This is a genomic window from Streptomyces sp. NBC_00887 (genome assembly GCF_045207585.1).
In genome coordinates this window covers 8,953,689-8,973,330 of the sequence record NZ_CP108788.1, presented here as the reverse complement: position 1 = coordinate 8,973,330, position 19,642 = coordinate 8,953,689, and the positions used below count along the sequence as shown (strand labels likewise).

The 19,642-nt window shown below is 68.5% G+C and carries 11 protein-coding genes; 6 read left to right on the top strand and 5 right to left on the bottom strand.

Annotated elements, in window-relative coordinates:
- Positions 1–28: 28 nt before the first annotated feature.
- On the bottom strand, positions 29–2,761 hold the full coding sequence (locus OG844_RS40945; protein WP_406388281.1) for a KGGVGR-motif variant AAA ATPase: 2,733 nt from the start codon (positions 2,759–2,761) through the stop codon (positions 29–31).
- Between the two features lie 1,373 nt (positions 2,762–4,134).
- On the opposite strand from OG844_RS40945, the gene OG844_RS40940 reads away from it, so the two are divergent.
- Positions 4,135–6,060 (top strand): DUF262 domain-containing protein, encoded by a 1,926-nt coding sequence (locus OG844_RS40940; RefSeq protein WP_406388282.1) that lies wholly within the window; start codon positions 4,135–4,137, stop codon positions 6,058–6,060.
- A gap of 268 nt (positions 6,061–6,328) precedes the next feature.
- On the opposite strand, the gene OG844_RS40935 is transcribed toward OG844_RS40940, so the two are convergent.
- Positions 6,329–6,751: a YjbQ family protein gene (locus tag OG844_RS40935; RefSeq protein ID WP_406388283.1), complete on the bottom strand. Its 423-nt coding sequence runs from the start codon at positions 6,749–6,751 to the stop codon at positions 6,329–6,331.
- Positions 6,752–6,850: 99 nt separating this feature from the next.
- Between OG844_RS40935 and OG844_RS40930 the strand changes: the two genes are divergently transcribed.
- Together OG844_RS40930 and OG844_RS40925 are read left to right on the top strand one after the other, a co-directional pair.
- Positions 6,851–7,951, top strand: coding sequence for an FAD-dependent oxidoreductase (locus OG844_RS40930; RefSeq protein ID WP_406396005.1), 1,101 nt, complete (start codon positions 6,851–6,853; stop codon positions 7,949–7,951).
- A 610-nt stretch (positions 7,952–8,561) separates the two neighbouring features.
- Entirely contained in the window at positions 8,562–10,400 is a 1,839-nt protein-coding gene (locus OG844_RS40925) for an SMI1/KNR4 family protein (protein ID WP_406388284.1), read from the top strand.
- Between the two features lie 340 nt (positions 10,401–10,740).
- On the opposite strand, the gene OG844_RS40920 is transcribed toward OG844_RS40925, so the two are convergent.
- The 3 genes from OG844_RS40920 to OG844_RS40910 all read right to left on the bottom strand — a co-directional run bounded on the left by OG844_RS40920 (position 10,741) and on the right by OG844_RS40910 (position 14,236).
- Positions 10,741–11,337, bottom strand: coding sequence for a hypothetical protein (locus OG844_RS40920; protein WP_406388286.1), 597 nt, complete (start codon positions 11,335–11,337; stop codon positions 10,741–10,743).
- A gap of 423 nt (positions 11,338–11,760) precedes the next feature.
- Entirely contained in the window at positions 11,761–12,378 is a 618-nt protein-coding gene (locus OG844_RS40915) for a hypothetical protein (protein ID WP_406388287.1), read from the bottom strand.
- A gap of 52 nt (positions 12,379–12,430) precedes the next feature.
- Positions 12,431–14,236 carry an ABC transporter ATP-binding protein gene (locus OG844_RS40910; protein WP_406388289.1) on the bottom strand — a complete coding sequence of 602 codons (1,806 nt, stop codon included), beginning with the start codon at positions 14,234–14,236 and terminating at the stop codon, positions 12,431–12,433.
- A gap of 137 nt (positions 14,237–14,373) precedes the next feature.
- Between OG844_RS40910 and OG844_RS40905 the strand changes: the two genes are divergently transcribed.
- From OG844_RS40905 to OG844_RS40895, 3 genes are all read left to right on the top strand, one after another.
- The gene (locus tag OG844_RS40905; RefSeq protein ID WP_383175683.1) at positions 14,374–14,820 is read left to right on the top strand and encodes a MarR family winged helix-turn-helix transcriptional regulator; all 447 of its coding nucleotides are present in this window, start codon (positions 14,374–14,376) and stop codon (positions 14,818–14,820) included.
- A 45-nt stretch (positions 14,821–14,865) separates the two neighbouring features.
- Positions 14,866–17,808 (top strand): FAD-binding and (Fe-S)-binding domain-containing protein, encoded by a 2,943-nt coding sequence (locus OG844_RS40900; RefSeq protein ID WP_406388291.1) that lies wholly within the window; start codon positions 14,866–14,868, stop codon positions 17,806–17,808.
- A gap of 376 nt (positions 17,809–18,184) precedes the next feature.
- Positions 18,185–19,621 (top strand): Gfo/Idh/MocA family protein, encoded by a 1,437-nt coding sequence (locus OG844_RS40895; protein ID WP_406388293.1) that lies wholly within the window; start codon positions 18,185–18,187, stop codon positions 19,619–19,621.
- Positions 19,622–19,642: the final 21 nt, after the last annotated feature.

The window sequence follows — 19,642 nt, the reverse complement described above, 5'->3', positions numbered from 1 at the left end:
CAGAGATCACCCCACCAGCTCGGGAATGCTATCCACCCCAAAGCACCCGCGCCCGGCGCTCGCTGTTGAAACCCAGGCCGTGCCGGTAGATCTCCGGAACCCAGTAGCGGCCGTCCGTGCCTTTGCTGAAAACCCCGGAGTCGATGAGCGTATCCGCTTCCTGAACCGTGAGACCGACCCGTTCGAGTTCGAACGGGACAGTGACCTGGGTCTCCAGACGCTCCAGCTTGGTGAGTAGCTCACCGATTTCACGATTCTCGGCCCGAATCGACTCGATCTTGTTCTTGCTGCACGCAAGCAGTGCCTTTCGCATCGCGCCAGGCACCAGGACCCGGTCCTCGACCGTGTCGTAAGAGCTAGAGAGTTCGGCAGACTTGGCAAGGAACACCACGACGTCCCGAGCCTGAACCTGGTTATTGAAGTCTCCGAGTGCCGCAGGCACCCACAGGTGCGAACGTGCCTCCCGCGACTTCTCCGTCCCCATCTTCCAACCCCACACTTGAACGAGGCTCTGTACCAAATCGTCCTCGGAAAGTTCAGTGACCGCGACAAGGTCCACAGGAGTGGGCAGGGCTTGCGCGTGTGCGGTTACCCAAAGCGCGAGCCGCAGGGCTTCCTCCTTACTCCAGTGCAGTGCATAGCGGTCGTACCGGCCGAGAAGTTGACCGCTGTTCTGCCGTACAGCCCAGGTGACCAGGTCCCTGCGGACGAAAACCATGAGCCCGAAGGGCCGCCCGCGCAGGGATCGGAGCCAGCCAAGTACATCGATCAGCAGCACCCGCAGCGCCGTGCTCTTCACCTCAGCGTCGAGGCTCTGCAGCAGATCCTCCAGGCCGTCGATCACGAACACGGCCTTGGCTCGCTTGCCGAGCTCTGCTAGCGCCTCCTCCGGACTCCGTCCGTCCGCTGGCTCCACCCCTGCGGCGACGGCCAGACACTCCAGCCAGAGACTCCGCCAGGCAAGTTCGTTCTGACCGTCCAACCTGGCCAGCCCGGATTTCAACCTGTCACTGATGCTTCTCCCCGAAGCAGCATCGACATCCGCTGGGCCACCGTTTTGCCTGGCGAAGTCGTCGCGAAGGTCCTGCGGCTCCAGTTCGCCGTACTCCAAGTTGGCGGACTCCAGCACAGGGACCACTGGTGCGCGCAGATCAACTCCGTCAACCCCAGATTTTTCGGCAAATCTCTCCCACGTGCGCGCCGCACACGCCTTGGAATACAGAAACGTCTTTCCGGCCCCTTTCGCACCGACCACGAGCGCAAGCGGCAACTCAGTGCGGTGGTCGCCCAGAAGCCTACGCAAAGGGTCCGTGACTAGGAATCCGCCGGTCGACGAGAGCCCCTTCTTTTCCGCGTGGATCAGTTCCCCTGCGGTTTGAGCAAGGTTCCGCCGCAGCTGCGCGTAGTCGGTCCTCGCCTTGCCCCCATCCGGCGGCCCGCCTGTGAGGAGCAGCTGAGGGGTGGGGCTAGGAAGAATCGGGTCAAGGGCATCGGCGATCCCGCAGGAGCCGAGAACCCTCAAAACCGCGTCCCAGGTGGAGGGCAGAGCCAGGAGTTCTTCCCGGAAGGGACTCATGACCGGCTGGACCAGCAGCCCTGTATCCACAGCCTCCGTGCCGTCCGCGGAGTCGGCCGTGGGGCGTCCGATCGTCGCCGCAAGTGCGCCGCCAAGCGCGCTACGGGCAGCCTCTGCCTGCGCACCGTGCGCGTCCAGGCGATACTGAGTGACGATCACAGAGCTGGCGGGGTCCAGTCCCTGGACAGCAGGCGCCTTCTGCCCGAGTTGCCGGACCATCAGTTCGACGCCGGCCAAGGACTGATGGCTCAGCGTGGTGACGAAGACACGCTGCACCCGCGGATCAAGGAGGATCGGCGCGGACAGCTCGGACGCTCCCGCACGCAGGTCCACGATCACGGTGTCCGCGCCCATGCGGGCGCCAAGTGCAGCGATGGCCTCGGTCAGAAGGTAGGGGGAACGGCCTGGGGAGAACAGGTCCGCGGGTTCGATACGCGGCGGCCCAAGCAACACCCTACGGCTGGTCGGCACCACGGTGAGACGGCCCCCGCCCGTGTAGTGACCGACCTGCTGGTTGGGCAGGTACTTCGCCGCGATGTCCACGGCCGACTGCCAGCCGTTGTCCTCGTCACCCTGAATCAGTGTGACGAAGTCCTCGTAACTGAAGTCGCACTGACCGCCCTGCTCCTTGTGCATCCAAGAGATACCGGGCGCCTCCAGGTCCGCGTCGATCAGCAGAACGTTACCGCCGCGCCTGGCGAGCTTGTCTGCAGCGGCAACGGCGTGCACCGTGCGCCCGACGCCGCCCTTGAAGGAGTGAAAGGCCATCACCTGGACGTCGTTCGTGAAACCGTCACGCTGAGGGCGTCGCAATGGCTCCGCCAGGTGACGGGTGATGTGCTTCTCCCGTAGAAGCGGTAGCCGTAGGGGTCCGTCGGGCACCTCCGGCTCGATGCTCAGTTGCACCCGGAGGCCCGTGAACTCGTTCGTACGTGGGTCGTCCAGACCCAGCATCAATACTCCGTCGTGCTGAGCCGCGGAGCCCGCCCCGAACGCCTCCTCCAGCCACTGCCGCACCAGCTCCTGGTCCGTGCCGTCGTCGACGACGAGCTCCAGACAGTCCCACCAGCCGTCAGCGGCGACGAGCCACTCCGGCCACCTTCCCAGAGTCGCCAGTCGGGCCAGGTGCTCGTCGACGTCCACCCAGCTGAAAAGGTGCGCGGGAGGCGCTGTGCTGCTGTCCATGGTCCCCAGTTCCTCCGCGGCTCTGTTCATCACGTCTCAGTCCTGCTCGCACCATGCGATGAGTGCGTGCAGTGACGCCTGAGCATTCTTTTCGTCTTCTTCATTCAGTTTCGCACCATAACGCCATGCCTGGTGAAGGTCAGCGAGGGCAACCTTTCCAGCACCCTGAGCGCTCATTCGGCAGCGATCCAGCCTGGCAAGGTGGTCGCTGACCGAACGCGGCAGACACAGCTCCTTGGCAAGCTTCCGCAGGTCGTGCGTGGGCTCCAACCCTGATGTATTCCGCTGTCCCCTACGGCTCAGTACTCGCTCCTTGATCGCGCACTCCGTCGCGTAAAAGAGCAGGAGGTACGACGTGCTGGCATCCCCGCACTCCGCTACTTTGCCTGCGCTACCGCGTAGTTGGCCCCGACGACTGCGAAGGGCGTGCACACCCACATGAAGCACCATGCGTCCCATCGTCTCACCGTCCGGGTAGCATCAGCCTCGATTCCGGCCCACCCCGTCAGCCGGTCCGCAGTTTCGGTATCGCCGGTTCCGGGTCACCGACCGCCTTGGTTACCCGCTTGCCTCGGCGGCCGTTGCGGCAGCCAGCAAGTGGGGACCGGCTCGCGACCTTCCGCTCCGTCCTGCGCGGTGATCTCGGCCTCCATCCGCTCCCCGGAACAACCCGTCGACGACTCCCCCGACAAGGTCTGACGCGTAAGTCGTCACGGTGAGTGGACAGCCTCCCGTGGTCAACCATGTCACGCCCTCATCCCCGCGGTTTCCCGCTTCGCGGATGGAGAGGAAGGGCAAGTTCCCCGGCCGTGCTGGTGGACGCTTGGTCCGGCCGGACATCACTCCTACAGCGACGGCAGACGCAGCTTTACCCGAGGAACGACAGACGGACCTGACGTTCCGCATTGTCGACGTTCGTGTCCGCCAAACTCCACTAAGGCACCCTGAGAATAGCTGGCCACCCTCGCCGTGGGGCTGGACGTGATAGGGACCGTCACGTGCGAGCAGGCGGCAGTTCGTAGGGGTCAACTCGGCGGACAGAGTTGTCTGCCAACCATGCGCTCGTGCTCGTTCAGGGTCTGTCGACCTCGCGGTCGACCTGCGCTGCAATCCAACGACGACACGACGGAGCGGTCTTCCCGCAGCGCGCCACAAGACGTCAGGGAAGTTCAATGAGAGCCGTACCGGGGTGTCGAGGCTCACTCCACGATCGTCTGTGCGGACAAGCGGAGCCACTGGTGAGGGGCTGACGACCGATCGGGCCATGCAGGTGTGGCCATCGCTTGGAGTAGCGCAAAGATCCGAAACCAGCCGGCCGCACCCGGATGGCGGTTACCGTGGATGTGACGGATCACCGGAATGCTGGGGGCGGCATGGGACTGGCGAACGAGAAGATTATTTCCCAGGTGGAGAACCTGCTGCGGGGCATGGTCGTCATTCCCTCCATCCAGCGCGACTTCGTCTGGATGCGGCCTGACGTACGTGATCTCTTCGATTCGCTCTACCGAGGCTATCCGGTCGGCGCCCTGCTGCTGTGGAAGACCGGCCTGAACGTCCCGTTCAAGACTGCCGCCGTCGTCCAGACCGACAAAACGACGAACCAACCCCTCTATCTGCTGGACGGACAGCAGCGGCTGACCTCCCTCGCCTGGGTCTACCGACCCCAGTCGAAGGCCGACGGTCGGCACATAGACCTGCGCTTCGACGTGCGTACCGAGGAATTCGTGACCCCGAGCGCCGTGCAGCGCAAGGATCCGCTCCTGATCCCGGTGTCGACGCTCCTGCAGGAGAACGTGCAGTTCTACCCGGTCCTGAACAAGGCCGGGGTGTCCCCCGACGACCCGGACTTCGGCACCTGGATGCAGCGGCTGCAGAAGGTGAACAACATCCGGTATCACCAGATCGCCGTCATCACCTATGAGTCCGACGACTACGAGGAGGTCGCCGAGCTATTCGCCCGGCTGAACAAGGGCGGCCGACGGCTTTCCAAAGGCGATCTCGTGTACAGCGCCATCGCGGCCCGCTGGTCCGCCGGCCTGGACACCATGGATGCCTTTCACCAGGAACTACGGGACAGCGACTTCGACCTGAACAGGGAAGCCGTCCTGCGCCTCATGAGCCTCCTCGCGGGCACCGGCGCCCATCACATCAAGCTCATCGGAGCGGAGGTGAACGAGACCGCGCTGAAGGAGGCGTGGCACGCCACCGAAAGGGCCCTTCGCTTCGCGATCGACTTCCTGAAAGGCGAGTGCTCGATCCCCCGGTCCGAGATCCTCTCCTCCCCGAACGTCACGATCGTGCCTGCGCTGCTGCTCTATCACCGGAGCGGCAAGCTGCGTCCGGGAGAGGCGCAACTGCTGCGTCGCTGGGTGTACACGGCGATGGCCTTCAGCCACTACTCGCTGCAGGTCGAGGGCAAGCTCGACGCGGAGGCCCGGCTGATCAGGTCCCGTGCCGGGGAGGACCTGTTCGCCGAGCTCATCCGCCGGGCCTCCGGCCCCCGCTCACTGGACAGCGCACTGCACCCGAGGGACCTGGAGCAGAAGTACTCCACGCACGCCTTCTTCAAACTGCTCTACATCGCCGCGCTGCGGGGCAGGGCGCGGGACTGGTCGACCAACATCGCCATCAACGATCAGCCGATGAACAGCGGTTCCAGGATCGAGTTCCACCACGTGTTCCCTCGCGCCCGGGTCCAGGGGACCTGCGCGAAGGAGGAGTGGAACAGCCTCGCCAACCTGGCCTTCGTCACCGGCCAGACCAACAAGATGATCTCCTCCAAGCTGCCAGCCGAGTACATGGCGGGCGTCGCGCCGGAGCGCCTGGCCGAACAGTGGATCCCCAGCGACCCGGAGCTGCGGTCCCTGGACCGGTTCCCCGACTTCCTGGCCGCGCGCAGGAGCCTGCTGGCCAATGTCCTCAACGAGCTCCTGGGTCTGCCCGCCTACGACGGGAGTGCCATCCGTCAGGACGCCGACGAGATGCCGGCCGACGAGACCGTGATCGCTGAGGACACTTCCGCGCCCGCGCTGGTCAAGGCAGACGTGCAGGCGTTGCGCACGGAGCAGGGCGTCGAGTTGCACGCCGTCTACGATGGCCGGCGCACCACCGCCTACTACGATCCGCCCTCCCGCGCCGTGACGATCCCCTCCGGCCCCGGCCGCGGCGTGTACGAATCCCCCAGCGGGGCGGCGGTAGCCATGGTCCGGGCTCTCAACCCGCGCGTCAACCCGAACCGCAACGGATGGTCGTTCTGGACCGTCACGGCCACGGGGGCGCTCCTGCAAAGCATTCGGTGAAGAGCGGCAGCAACGGCCGTGCACGTTGTCTGCCGCCCGGCCTACGTCAGACATCTCGATCAACAGCCCGGGCCTCGCTCGTTGCGCTTCACGGCCCATCACCCGATCGGTGGCCAACTCGAAGAAGCTCACTCAGTGTTCAGCATGGGGGCAGGGTGCTGTACCACTAGCAGACCAAGAACCCGTCGGCAGCATTGACAGCAGCCTCAATCCGGGGGCAGTTGGCGCGGCCGGACTTGCTATCTACAGTCCGCACCGAGTCAGCGTCCTATCCGAGGAAGCTCAACCGCACCTGACGGTTGTGATTCGAGATGTTGGTATCGACCAGGCAGACCGACTGCCACGTCCCGAGCTCCAGCCCTCCACCGATCACCGGCAGGGTCGCGTGCGGCGGTACGAGGGCGGGGAGCACGTGGTCGCGGCCGTGGCCGGGGCTTCCGTGGCGGTGGCGCCAGCGGTCGTCGGCGGGGAGCAGGGTCTGCAGGGCCGCGAGGAGGTCGTCGTCGCTGCCCGCTCCGGTCTCCAGGACCGCGATTCCGGCGGTCGCGTGAGGGACGAAGACGTTGAGCAGGCCGTCCCTGCCGTGGGCGACACGGGCGAGGAACTGTTCGCAGTCCGCCGTCAGGTCCGTGACCGTCTCGGTCCGTCCGGTGGCGATGCTCAGCAGGTGCGTGGCGAAGGAGTCGGGCATGGCTCCATTCTGGCGCCGTCGGCAGGCGGTCGCGCCCCCGGTCGGTCCGGGAAGATCCGGGAGCCGTCCAGAGTTGGTAGAAGGGTGAACAACTTCGGGATGCGCGAGCGGGACGTGGTCGTGATCGGCGCCGGGCAGGCGGGGCTGTCCGCTGCCTACCATCTGCGGCGCGCCGGCCTCGAACCCGACCGGGACTTCGTCGTCCTCGACCACGCCCCGCGGCCCGGGGGTGCCTGGCAGTTCCGCTGGCCGTCGCTCACTTACGGCAAGGTCCACGGCATGCACTCCCTGCCCGGCATGGAGCTGACGGGTGCCGACGACGGCCGCCCTTCGTCCGAGGTGATCGCCGAGTACTTCGACGCGTACGAAAACCGCTTCGACCTGCGGGTGCACCGTCCCGTCGAAGTGAAGGCCGTGCGCGAAGGCAGCGAAGGAGAGGACGGCCGCCTGCTCGTCGAGACGTCCGAGGACACCTACGCCACGCGTGCCCTTGTCAACGCGACGGGGACTTGGGACCGGCCGTTCCGGCCGCGGTATCCGGGCCAGGAGACCTTCCGGGGGCGGCAGTTGCACACTGTCGACTATCCGGGGCCGGCGGAGTTCGCCGGACAACGGGTCATCGTGGTCGGTGGTGGAGCCTCGGGGACCCAGCACCTGATGGAGATCGCCGAAGTGGCGGCCGCGACGTACTGGGTGACGCGTCGGCCCCCGGTGTTCCGGGAGGGGCCGTTCGGCGAGGAGCAGGGGCGGGCCGCCGTGGCGATGGTGGAGGAGCGTGTACGGCGTGGGCTTCCGCCGCAGAGCGTGGTGAGCGTGACCGGACTGCCGCTGACCGACGCTGTCCGACGCGCACGCGAGGAGAGGGTCCTCGACCGGCTCCCCATGTTCGAGCGGATCACCCCGGACGGGGTGGCCTGGGCCGATGGCCGGACTGCAGAGGCCGATGTGATTCTGTGGGCGACCGGATTCCGGGCCGCAGTCGATCATTTGGCCCCGCTGAGGCTGCGCGAGCCGGGCGGCGGCATACGCGTCGAGGACACCCGGGCGATACGGGACGGGCGCGTCCATCTCGTCGGGTACGGGCCGTCGGCCAGCACGATCGGCGCCAACCGGGCGGGACGCGCCGCGGCACGCTCGATCACCCGTCTGCTGGAGCGGACCGGCAGCGGCACGCCCGCCGCGCAGGGCGCCTCCGTCTGACCCGCACCGAGCGCAACAGACCCACCACTGCTCGATCGAGCCGGCAAGGCCCTGCTCTCCCGGAGCTGCGACGAAGTGGCCAGTACTCTCTGCAATTATGTGACGCTCGGTCAGGGACAGTGAGGCGAGGATCGGGGCCGCCCGACGTGTGCGTGCAAACTCCGGAGGGGCCGCCATCCCGATGATCACGACGAAGTGCCCCCGGAGCCGGCCGCGTGAGCGGACCTCATAGCGCGAGCGGTCTTGTAGGCCCTGTTCTCCCGAAGCTACGGCGAAGTAGGACAGCAACACCGGTTCCTCTGGTCCGTTCCTGCCGGGGACCTGGTTCCGGCCAGCTCACGGCCACGCCGAATCCTGTAGCAACACCCACATTCAGTCTCTACAGGCAGCGCATTGCCAGGACGAGCACCCAACGTCACCCCGACATCGCCGCGATACTCACCGACCAGACGAGCGCGTGCAAAGCAGCACACGCCGCCATCGCCGCCGGTGGCGAGGTACGGAACTCGGAAGGGGCGGTGCCCCAGTGGATGGTCGCCCGCCGGGGCTGAGAGGACGACGGACAGCCCGGGCCTGCCCGGTGTCAGTGCCCGCGCCTAGGGTGCCGGGCATGATCGTGTTCACTGTCGAAGAGTCCTGGGACCGCATCGAGAGCTGGCTCGCGCGGCACGCCCCTGTCACCCATGGGCTGCTGCGACCGCCGGCTCCCCCGGCGGCCATCGCGGCGGCCGAACTTCGGCTGGGGGTGACCTTCCCGCCCGACCTGAGGGAGTCGCTGCTGCGGCACGACGGTGTGGAGCTCCAGGACGGAACGCTCAGGCTCGACTACTACGGACCACCGTCCGGAGTCGGGAAGATCATCCAGAGCGCCGAGCTCCTGCGCGAGGCCGGGGAGGACGTTGCCGAGGAGGAGGCCGAGCTCGACGAGGAGGAGCGCGACGAGTATGCGTACTGGCCGCACGAACGACTGCTGATCACCCTGGGCATCGGCTGGCAGTCCTCCGACGGGCTCTTCCTGGTCACCCGCCCCGGCCCGCACCACGGGCGGGTCGGCCGGTACTTCGACGAGACGGGCTCGACCTTCACCCCCTGGCCGGGGCTGCGGCACGTCCTCTCCGACTTCGCCACGGCCCTGGAGCACGGCCTGCCCTTCGACGGGCGGACACCCCTGGCCCACGAGGGCCGGCTGATCTGGGACGGAGGCGGGACAGTCGTCGCCGACCCGATCTCCGCCCTGGGCCTCGCCGCCGGGGCCCCTGAGCCGCAGGTACCACCCGCGCCCGAGCCGGCCGCGCCCGTCCCGCAGCCCGACGGGGTGTACGCCGTCATCACCTTCGGGAGCGGCGGACTCTTCGGACCCGAGCCCGCACCGCCCGTGCAGCCGGACGTCGTGTTCGTGGCAGGCATCGACCCCGGGGAGCTGCTGGACCGGCTGGGCTCCGTGCCCGCGACCGCCGGGCCGCGCAGCCGGGAGCAGGCGCGGCTGTCCGCAGGCGCGCCTTGGGCCGCGCACCGCCCGATGGTCCGGGCCGGGTCCTGCGGCGATGGGTGGTCGTACGCCACGCAGGAGGGCGGTGACGCCCAGTTCGGCCGTCCCGAGGTGCTGGGACGGCTGTCCCGCGGAACCCGGGTGGTGCGGCTGACGAAGCAGGGACCCGAGGTGCGCGTGACCGTCGTGGAAGACGGCACGGAGCGGCCGGAGGCGGGCCACCGGGTCGAATCGCCGCGCGAGGACTACGTGACCGGCCCCGACGGGGAGAAGTGGCAGGAGCTCGGCGTCGATCCCTGGCCCGGCTCGACGGCCGCCTACGCGCGGCTGCTGGCAGGCCTGACGGCGGAGCACGGCATCAGCTGGGACCCGGCGGACGACGCAGCGGCGCCGCTGGCCGGCGCGCTGCTGCTGCCGGTCCTCGACGAGGTGCCGGAGGCGGGGCACCCGGTGACCGTCGTACGCGACTTCGACCTCGGCGCCCTCGTGGAGCGGACCCCGCCGCAGCGGTTGCGCTCCGCGGTGGCGGCGCAGCTCGCCCGGCTGGCGTCGGAGACGGGTATCGACGGCTACCCGGAGATCGCCCGGGCACTGGAGCAGACCGGCCGGGGCGAGTTGGTGGGTCTCCCGGCCGACGGGGCACTCGACCTGCGGATGCGGACCATCCGGGCGGAGACCCGGGCCGTCCGCGGACTGCTCGACGCGGCCCGCCACCAGCCGGACCTTGCGCCCGTCACCGCGGCCGACCTCGCGGCGTGGCACGGACGGGACGCGGCGGCCGGGGCCCTGCGCCGGTTCCTGCTGCTACCCCTGCCCGCAGCGGCGGAGACGGTCCTGAGCCTGCGCATGTCCCTACACTGGCGCGACGAGCTGGCGGCGGACCTGGCCGACCAGGCCGACCAGGCCGACCAGGCCGACCAGGCCGACCAGGCCGACCAGGCCGTCAAGTCTTCGGGATGAGCCCTGCGTGCACGGCCCGGTCGTAGAGCCGCTTGTGCCACTCGTTGGCGTCAGGTCCGGGATCGGTGGTCAGGACGGGGTTCGGATCGGTCTCGATGAGGTGCAGCGGGGTCCCTGCGACGCCGTAGCAGTCGTCGGGGCCGAAGCAGGAGAGGAGCGCTCGGGCTTCCTCTGCCGTGACCGGCTCGGGGATCGCTTCGAGTTGCTCGACACGTCTGTCGATCTCTTCTCCGCTTGCATCCCAGTCTGGGAGCGGGCCGCGGCAACGAACGCCTGCACTTCGGCTCTCATAGGTGAATGATCAGCTTGCATCGCCCACCACGGGCAAGGTCCTGCCCGGTCAGGCGGCGACCGCCGCGGCGTTCTGGCGGTCCGCCTCGGCCTCGATCTCTGCGATACGCGCCCCAAGCTGACGCTGCGCCCGTGCCAGGCGGCGAGGGCTACGCTGCCAGCCCCGCGAGCCGAAGACCTCCCACACAGGCGTGGTGAGCCACTCCAGCAGTTCGGCCTTCCGGTCGTCCTCGCGCTCGGAGATCATCACCGCCCGGGCGTAAGGCACGTAGGTGCCGATCAGACCGCGCAGGAAGTCCGTCGGCCAGCTGACCGCGTACGTTTCCACGTTGTCGACCATCCACTCGGTCGCCTCGTCGAGCTGCTTCACCCAACGGGCCCGCTCCGCCTCAACGCGCTCACGCATAACTGGCGTCCACGCCGCATCGTCCGGGTTCGGTGCCTCGAACTTTTGCAGTCTGCCGCTTGCCGACAAGATCCGCAGCATCGTGGCCAGGAACCGGTCCCGGGCCTGGTGCGCATCCATGATCCGCCGCTTCCGGGCCTCCAACCGCGGCATCACCAACCACCCGGTGCCCACGGTTGTGACCAGCGCCGTCGCCAACGCGATCATGATCGTTTCTGCAACCCCGGGCCCAGCCGACATGCGCACAACCTCTCTCGCTGCGCCGCCGTGGCGCCCTTCAGTCTGCCAGCCTGCGCCGACGCTGCGAACACATCTCACGAAGCGCCTCCGCCCTCCAAGCCCGCTGCATTCCGCACTCGCTGCAAACTCCCGGCCTCATACACGAACAGGGGATCGGGATTTCGCCAGAACATGTGATCGTCTCGCATCTCGTCGATCAACTCCGGTGCGCAGCCTGATGATTGCAGGGCGCGGGCAACGGGCAGACCGCGACTGCGCAGTCCCACCTATGCACCATGCACAAGGAGAGGCACCGAATAGCTTCCTCACCCACCTGCTTGCCGGCGTCGTCCACTCGTGGGTTGGCTCGTCTGGCCATTGCTCGACCGGCGCCGCCGCTCCCCGTCCCACGGGAGCGGCGGCGCCGCCGTGTTGCGCGGCTCGTCAGCCGCGGGGGGCAGGTTCGACCGGGCCCGCGAAAGGCGCCAGCGCGGCAAATCCGGGGTCCACGGTGACCGCCTCGACCAGCGCGTCGAGTGTCCGCCGGACCCGGGGCAGCGGGTGGTCCGGGAATTCCGCGTCCCACCTGGCGTGATCCGCCGCGTGGAAGGGAAGGCCGCCTTGGACCTCGGGGGCATAGGGGTGCGGCCGGAAGTACTGGTCGGGGTCGAGCTTCGCGAGGACGACGGCTTCCCGCATGCCTGTCATTCCGCGCTCGGGCGCCTGGATCTTCACCACCGTGCTGCATCCGGCCCGGGGCACCGTGAAACTGCCGATGAACACCTGCCCGTGGGCCTGTTGGGGCAGCGGCACCTTGAGTATCTGACGCAGTGCAGGCAGCCCGCCCAGCGTCTTCACCGATGCCTCTATGAGCCCGCCGCCCGCTTGCGCGGTCCAGTGCGTCAGCGTGTTGCGCAGGGTCGGGCCGTCTTCCAGCGCGGCAGGAAGGTCAGGCGGCAGTCCGAAGTAGTGCAGCGACAGCACATCACCGTCGTCATTCACCCAGGCGTCGTTGTCCACGGGCCGGTATCCGGGGAGTTCCACCCCGAGCAGAGCTCTCATGGACGGCGATCATGCCGTACGGGCATCCCGCCGCACAGGCGCGATCGCGCCTTCATGTGGCCGCGGGGGCGAGGTCGCCGTCGCGGCGGATGAGGGCCGCGTACCGGCCGTCCTTCTCCAGCAGCTCCGCGTGCGTGCCGCGCTCGGCCGCCCGCCCGCCGTCCAGGACGACGATCTGGTCCGCGTCCCTGACGGTGGAGAGCCGGTGCGCGATGGTGAGGGTGGTGCGCCCCTTCGACAGCGCGTCAATGGCTTGCTGCACGGCGTGTTCCGTACGGGTGTCGAGCGCGCTGGTCGCCTCGTCGAGGATCAGAACGGGCGGGTCACGGAGGATCGTGCGGGCGATGGCCAGGCGCTGCTTCTCACCGCCCGAGAAGCGGTACCCCCGCTCACCGACGAGCGTGTCGTAGCCGTCGGGCAGTGATGCGATGTGGTCGTGGATCTGAGCGGCGCGGGCCGCTGCTTCGATCTCCTCGTCGGTGGCGTCCGGCTTGGCGAAGCGAAGGTTCTCGGCCACGGAGGCGTGGAAGAGATAGGTCTCCTGGGAGACCACGCCGACGGCCCTGGCGAGGGTGTCGAAGTCCAGGTCCCGGACATCGACCCCGTCGATGGTGACCCTGCCGCCGGTGACGTCGTACAGCCGCGGCACCAGATAGCTGAGCGTCGACTTGCCCGAGCCGGTGGGGCCGACGACGGCCAGACTGCGGCCGGCGGGCACGGTCACGTCGATGCTGCTCAGCGTCGGGCCGCTCTTCTCGTCGTAGCTGAAGGTGACGTTCTCGAAGGCGACCTCGCCCCTGATCTTCTCCAGCCGGACGGGCTTCTCGGGCTCGGTGATGTCCACGTCGAGATCGAGGTACTCGAAGATCCGCTGGAACAGGGCGAGGGATGTCTGCATCTGCACGCCGGTGGAGAGCAGGCTCACCGCCGGCCGGAACAGGCCCTGCTGCAGCGAGACGAAGGCGACCAGCGTGCCGATGGAGACGGCCGTGGCACCCGACTGGAGGGTGAGGCCGGCCGCCCAGTAGATGACGGCGGGCATCGCGGCCATGACGATGCCTATCGTCGACATCCGCCACCGCCCGGCCATGTTGGAGCGCACTTCGAGGTCGACCAGGCGTTCCGACTCCTCGGCGAAGCCCTTGGTGAGGGAGTCCGAGCGGCCCATGGTGCGGCCGAGCAGGATGCCGCTGACCGAGAGCGACTCGGTGACCGTGGCCGCCATCGCGGCCATCTGCTTCTGCCGCTGGGTGGTGATCTTCTTGCGCTCACGGCCGACCCGGCGGCTGATCCAGACGAATACGGGCAGCAGGAGCAGCGAGACGACCGTGAGCCGCCAGTCCAGCGCGAGCATGGCGACCACGGTGGCGATGACGGCGGTGAGGTTGGAGACCAGCGAGGTCGCGGTGGAGGTGACCGTCGCCTGCATCCCGCCGATGTCGTTGGCGATGCGCGACTGGACCTCGCCCGTGCGGGTCCTGGTGAAGAAGGCGAGCGGCATCCGCTGCAGCTGGGTGTAGACGGCGGTGCGCAGGTCGTGCATGACGCGCTGGCCGACCGTCGTGGAGATCAGGGTCTGCAGCACGCCGAAGACGCTGGTCATCACGGCGGTGAGGATCATGCCGAGCGCGAGCAGCGTGAGCAGTCCCGTACGCCCCTGGGGAATCGCGGTGTCCAGGATCTCGCGGAGCAGGAACGGGGTGGCGACCGACACCAGCGACGAGGCGCCGACCAGCAGCCCCACGATCGCGAGCCTGCCGCGGTAGGGGCGGAAGAGGCGGAAGATGCGGCGCAGCTCGGCGGGCGGCTGCTGGGCATCACCGGCAGGGGGTGTCCACGTGGGTTCGTCGGGTTTCATGTGCTCCTTCGAGAGCGTGTGGCCGACAGGCCCCGGGTGGAGGCGTGCGGCGGCGGACGTGCGGAATTTCGACGTTACGGAGCTTAGCTCATTGTTACCTCTATTCACAATGAACGAGGTCCTGATATCGTTCCCTCATGGACTCCCCCGATCCCGACGGTCTTCTGGCCGAACAGCTGCTGCGTCTCACCCGCAGACTTCAGCGCATCCAGAGCCGCCAGCTGGAGCCGATCGACATCACTCCGGCGCAGTTCCGGCTGCTACGCACGGTCGCGCACTACGAGGATCCACCCCGGATGGCCGATCTCGCCCAGCGCCTCGACGTCGTCCCGCGCGCGGTCACCACACTGGTGGACGGCCTGGAGGCCAATGACCGGGTGCGCCGCGCGCCGGACCCGACCAACCGCCGGGTGGTCCGCATCGAGATCACCGAGGAGGGCAGGGCCACGCTCCGTTCGCTGCGCAACGCGCGGAAGGCCGCCGCAGAGGAGATCCTGGCTCCACTGACCGCCGAGCAGCGCGAGGTGCTCGGCGGGCTGCTGACCGCTCTGGTGGACGGGATGCCGGAGCGCCGCCGCTGCTGAGGCGCGGTGCGGGGCACCGCACCGTGTCGTCGAGGAGATCCTGAGATGCCGCTGCTGGAGCCGAAGCCGGAAGCCCTCCGTCCTGGTACGGCACGGGCGCCGTCCCCCGACCGGGTGCCGGGCTGGAAGGCCGCGGGCACACCCACACCGCTGCGCGCCGACCTGACCGCCCTGCTCGGCGCGGAGAAGGTGCTGTGGAAGATCTCCGACCTCGTGCGGTACGCCTCGGATGCCAGCCCCTACCGCTTCCTGCCGCAGGTCGTCCTGGTCCCCAAGGACATCGACGACATCTCGGCGATCCTCTCGTACGCCCACGGCAAGGGCCGCAACGTGGTCTTCCGGGCCGCGGGCACCAGCCTCAACGGCCAGGCACAGGGCGAGGACATCCTCGTCGACGTCCGCCACCACTGGACGGGCATCGAAGTCCTCGACGACGGGGCGCGGGCACGCATCCGTCCGGGGACCACCGTCATGCGTGCCAACGCCACGCTCGCCCGGCACGGCAGGCTGCTGGGGCCCGATCCCGCCAGTGCCATCGCCTGCACCATCGGCGGTGTCGTCGCGAACAACGCCTCAGGAATGACCGCCGGCACGACCCGCAATTCGTACCGCACGGTCTCCTCCCTCACCTTCGTCCTGCCGAGCGGCACAGTGGTCGACACGGCCGAACCGGCCGCCGACGAGCTGCTGCGTCACGCCGAGCCGCGCCTGTGCGAAGGGCTGCTGGCCGTCAAGGCGGAGATCGAGGCGGACGAGCGGCTCACCGCCCGGATCCGCGCCAAGTACGAGATCAAGAACACCAACGGCTACCGGCTCGACGCGTTCCTGGACGGATCGACCCCCGTGGAGATCCTCCGCGGGCTGATGGTGGGCTCCGAGGGCACCTTCGGCTTCATCTCGGAGGTCGTCTTCGACACGCTGCCGCTGGACCGCCTGGTCTCCTCCGCTCTGCTGTTCTTCCCTTCCCTCACCGCAGCCGCGGCGGCCGTGCCGCAGTTCAACGAGGCGGGTGCGATCGCCGTGGAGCTCATGGACGGCAACACGCTGCGGGCATCGGTGCGCGTCCAGGGCGTCCCGTCGGACTGGGCGTCCCTCCCCAGGGACACGACGGCGCTCCTGGTGGAGTTCCGCGCCCCGGACGAGGCGGCTCTGGAGGCCTACGAGCAGGCGGCGGCTTCGGTCGTCACGGGGCTCGACCTCGTCGTGCCGGCCGTGTCCGTGACCAACGCGTTCACCCGGGACGCCGCCACGGTCGCGGGCTACTGGAAGGCCCGCAAGGCGTTCGTCACCGCCGTCGGCGGCTCCCGCCCCTCGGGCACCACGCTGATCACTGAGGACTTCGCGGTGCCGCCGTCCCGGCTTGCCGAGGCCTGCGAGGCCCTGCTCGAACTCCAGGCCGTCCATGGCTTCGACGCCGCCGTCGCAGGTCATGCGGCGCACGGAAACCTGCACTTCCTGCTCGCTTTCGACGCCGCGGAATCCGCGGACGTCGACCGGTACGCCGCCTTCATGGACAGCTTCTGCTCGCTCGTCGTCGACCGTTTCGACGGATCGCTGAAGGCGGAGCACGCCACGGGCCGCAACATCGCGCCGTTCCTGGAGCTGGAGTGGGGCCCGAAGGCCACCGAACTCATGTGGCGTACGAAGCAGATCATCGACCCCGACGGGGTGCTGGCGCCGCGGATCGTCCTGGACCGCGACCCGAAGGCGCACCTGCGCGGGCTCAAGACGATCCCCAAGGTCGAGCCGGTCGCTGATCCGTGCATCGAGTGCGGCTTCTGCGAACCGACCTGCCCCAGCGAGGACCTGACCACCACGCCCCGTCAACGCATCGTTCTGCGCAGGGAGATGATGCGCCAGCCGGACCGCTCCCCGGTGGAGGCCGGTCTCCTCGACGCGTACGGGTACGACGCCGTGGACACCTGCGCGGGCGACTCCACGTGCAAGCTGGCCTGCCCGGTCGGCATCGACACCGGCGCGATGATGAAGGATTTCCGTCATCACCGGCACTCGCCGCGCGAGGAGCGCATCGCGGCGCTCACGGCGAAGCACTTCAAGGCGGTGGAGGTCTCGGCACGGCTCGCGGTCGCCGCGGCCGACGCCGTCTCCGACCGGGTCGGCGACCGTCTGCTCGAGTCGGTGACCCGGCTGGCCCGCAAGGCCGTTCGCCCCGATCTGGTTCCGGAGTGGCTTCCCCAGATCCCCGGCGCTGCCGGCCGGAGGATGCCTCCCACCTCGCGGGCGGGTGCGCACGCCGTCTACTACCCGGCCTGTGTGAACCGCATCTTCGCCGGACCCGAGGACGAGGGATCGCCGTCGCTCGCCGATGCGGTCGTCTCCCTGTCCGCCCGGGCCGCAAAGCCCGTGTGGATCCCCGAGGACGTCGCGGGTACCTGCTGCGCGACGATCTGGCACTCCAAGGGGTACGACGTGGCCAACGCCGTGATGGCCAACCGCATCGTGGAGGCGGCATGGGGCTGGACCGCGGGCGGCAGGCTGCCGCTGGTCGTCGACGCCTCCTCGTGCACGCTCGGCATGTCCCACGAGGTGGTGCCCTATCTCACCGAGGCCAACCGGGACCTGCACCGTGAGCTGACTGTCGTCGACTCGCTCGTCTGGGCCGCCGAGGAGCTGCTTCCTTCGCTGACCGTGTTCCGCAGGGTGGGCTCGGCCGTCCTGCATCCCACCTGCTCGATGGAGCACCTGGGAGACGTGGCACAGCTGCGCGCGGTCGCCGAGGCATGCGCGGAGGACGTCGTCATCCCCGACGACGCGGGCTGCTGCGCGTTCGCGGGCGACCGCGGCATGCTGCACAAGGAGCTCACCGACTCGGCGACCGCCAAGGAGGCGGCCGAGGTGAACACCCGGGAGTACGACGCGTATCTGTCGGCGAACCGGATGTGCGAGATCGGCATGGACCGGGCGACCGGCCGCACGTACTACTCGGCACTGATGGAGCTGGAGCGGGCGACCCGGCCGGTTCTCTGAACCCGGGGCGCGCACCACACCTCCGCCCCCCGGCCGGTTCTCTGAACCCCGGCGCGCACCGGCCCTCCGCCCCCCGGCCGGTTCTCTGAACCCAGGCGCGCACCACACCTGCGACCCCCCGGCCGGTCATTGAACCCGGTGCGTACCCCGGTCCCGGGCGTCCGCCGGCCGTCCGGATCCGGCACGCCCGTCCTCCGTCAACACCGCCGGAAAGTCCATGGTTTCGGCGCGAGAGTCCACGCGCGAGTCCAAACGCATCCCTTGCGCAACAGCAGTCCCACCGTCCAGGGTCCTTACCGAGGTTCGGGAACCCGTCATGCCCCAGGGCTTCCCACACCCTTACGCGCACCGTCAGATCCCCCTTCCTGGAGGCTCGATGAACGACGACGCACCAAAGGATCAGGACCCGCAGAACACGGACGACGGCTCTATGAGCCGTCGTTCCGTGCTTCGTACCACGGCCGGAGTGGCCGGAATAGCAGGCGCCGGACTCGGACTCGGAACACTCGGCACCGGCACGGCAGCAGCAACGGCGGAGGCGAATCCGGCGACCGTCCCCGCACGCCAGGGCAGCACCATGGCCGGGGTTCGCTTCGACCGGCGCTCCACCGTGCGGGTCGGCATCGTGGGCCTCGGCAACCGTGGCGGCAGCATGATCGACCTCTTCCTCGCCGTCACCGGAGTACAGGTCGTCGCCGTCTGCGACCCGGTGAAGGCCAAGGCCGAACAGGCGGCCGCGAAGGTGACAGCGGCGGGTCAGCCCGTGCCCGCCGTGTACACGAACGGCGAGGACGACTACGAGAACCTCTGCAAGCGCGGGGACATCGACTTCGTCTACGTGGCGACTCCCTGGGACCTCCACTTCGAGATGGCGAAGACCGCCATGCTCAACGGCAAGCATGTCGGCGTCGAGTGTCCGATCGCTCTCCAGCTCGACCAGCTCTGGCAGTTGGTCGACCTCTCCGAACGGACCCGGCGACACTGCATGCAGCTGGAGAACTGCTGCTACGGCCGGAACGAGATGCGGGTGCTGCGGATGGCGCACGCCGGTCTCTTCGGCGACCTGCTGCACGGGGCGGGCGCGTACAACCACGATCTTCGGGGGCTGATGTTCGACCCCGATTACTACGAGGGTCCGTGGCGGCGCCTGTGGCACACCCGGTTGCGCGGTGATCTGTACCCCAACCACGGATTCGGGCCGGTCGCCAACTACATGGACATCAACCGCGGCGACCGCGCGGTGAGCATCACCAGCGTCGGCTCACCCGCACGCGGTCTCGCCGAGTACCGCGAGCAGCACATGCCCGCCGGTGACCCGAGCTGGAAGGAGACCTACATCGAGAGCGACCGGACGATCAGTCTCGTCCAGACGGCGAAGGGCCGGGTGATCCGCCTGGAGCACGACGTGTCGACGCCCCACCCGTACTCACGCATCAACAGCCTCGGTGGCACCAAGGGCGTCTTCGAGGACTACCCGACACGCATCTATCTGGAGCCCGACCACACCGACGACCAGTGGAAGGACTTCTCCGCGTACGCCGACTGGGACCACTGGCTGTGGAAGGAGCACGCCGACCCGCCCGGTGGTCACGGCGGAATGGACTACATGCTGGTGTTCCGTCTGATGCAGTGCATGCGGCTCGGACTCGCGCCCGACTTCGACGTCTACGACGCGGCCACCTGGACCGCGCCTGTTCCACTGAGCCACCTCTCCATCAAGGCCAAGGGCGTTCCGCAGCAGATCCCGGACTTCACCCGCGGTGAATGGAAGAAGGCCCGTCCGGGCATGGACTCCGACAAGCCCGCGGAGTAGACCGGACGGGCTCCGCGCCGA

What these genes read in the sequence shown, in the direction of transcription:
- OG844_RS40905 (WP_383175683.1), top strand. Translation starts at nt 14,374, where the DNA reads ATGGACTCCCCCGATCCCGACGGTCTTCTGGCCGAACAGCTGCTGCGT.
- OG844_RS40935 (WP_406388283.1), bottom strand. Translation starts at nt 6,751, where the DNA reads ATGCCCGACTCCTTCGCCACGCACCTGCTGAGCATCGCCACCGGACGG.
- OG844_RS40915 (WP_406388287.1), bottom strand. Translation starts at nt 12,378, where the DNA reads ATGAGAGCTCTGCTCGGGGTGGAACTCCCCGGATACCGGCCCGTGGAC.
- OG844_RS40945 (WP_406388281.1), bottom strand. Translation starts at nt 2,761, where the DNA reads ATGGACAGCAGCACAGCGCCTCCCGCGCACCTTTTCAGCTGGGTGGAC.
- OG844_RS40900 (WP_406388291.1), top strand. Translation starts at nt 14,866, where the DNA reads ATGCCGCTGCTGGAGCCGAAGCCGGAAGCCCTCCGTCCTGGTACGGCA.
- OG844_RS40930 (WP_406396005.1), top strand. Translation starts at nt 6,851, where the DNA reads ATGCGCGAGCGGGACGTGGTCGTGATCGGCGCCGGGCAGGCGGGGCTG.
- OG844_RS40925 (WP_406388284.1), top strand. Translation starts at nt 8,562, where the DNA reads ATGATCGTGTTCACTGTCGAAGAGTCCTGGGACCGCATCGAGAGCTGG.
- OG844_RS40910 (WP_406388289.1), bottom strand. Translation starts at nt 14,236, where the DNA reads ATGAAACCCGACGAACCCACGTGGACACCCCCTGCCGGTGATGCCCAG.
- OG844_RS40940 (WP_406388282.1), top strand. Translation starts at nt 4,135, where the DNA reads ATGGGACTGGCGAACGAGAAGATTATTTCCCAGGTGGAGAACCTGCTG.
- OG844_RS40920 (WP_406388286.1), bottom strand. Translation starts at nt 11,337, where the DNA reads ATGTCGGCTGGGCCCGGGGTTGCAGAAACGATCATGATCGCGTTGGCG.
- OG844_RS40895 (WP_406388293.1), top strand. Translation starts at nt 18,185, where the DNA reads ATGAACGACGACGCACCAAAGGATCAGGACCCGCAGAACACGGACGAC.